Origin of the sequence: Pseudoxanthomonas gei (assembly GCF_010119615.1) — a bacterium.
Lineage (GTDB): Bacteria > Pseudomonadota > Gammaproteobacteria > Xanthomonadales > Xanthomonadaceae > Pseudoxanthomonas_A > Pseudoxanthomonas_A gei.
This window is the reverse complement of the sequence record NZ_QOVG01000031.1, coordinates 1-572: the sequence shown is the minus strand read 5'-3', so window position 1 is coordinate 572 and position 572 is coordinate 1. Positions and strand designations below refer to the sequence as shown.

Sequence of the window (572 nt, the reverse complement as noted above, 5' to 3'; positions counted from 1 at the left end):
GGCCAACGGCCGGTTTGCTGAGCGCTATTTTTGTGATCGTGGGCGTTCTGGCCGGGAGCTACCCCGCCTTTTACCTGGCTTCGTTTGATCCCGTAAAGGCACTGAAGGGCAAACTTCGTCTGGGCGGAAAATCGATGAGCGTACAGATCGGGCATGGGCTGATCGTGCTTCAGTTTACGATTTCGATAACGGTTATTATCAGTACGTTAATCGTTTACAAGCAGTTATACTATCTGCAACATAAGCCTCTGGGCTTTCAGCGAGAACAGGTAATGGTCTTGAACATTCCTCAGGAACTGGCAGCCAGTGGAACTGTAGCCACGCTCAACAAGGCGCTCGCCGGTTTAGCGTACGTACAGGGAGTATCGTTGATTGGCTCGCATTCCCTGCCTAGCCAGGAAATGAACCTGTCGGCGTTCAATCTGGAAAAGAACGGCAAAATACGTCCGCTGCCCCAACGCTCCATTGATGTTGATGAAAACTATCTGTCTGTGTTAGGCATTCCGCTGGTTGCGGGCAGGAATTTCAGCACTCCCAGGATAAGTAGCGAGAAGACGGAGGTGGTGCATGAG

The 572-nt window shown here is 51.6% G+C and carries 1 protein-coding gene; it reads left to right on the top strand.

The features are described 5' to 3' along the window. Nucleotides 1–134: 134 nt before the first annotated feature. The coding region (locus DT603_RS15830) for an ABC transporter permease (RefSeq protein WP_211368493.1) at nt 135–572 on the top strand (438 nt) is incomplete at its 3' end.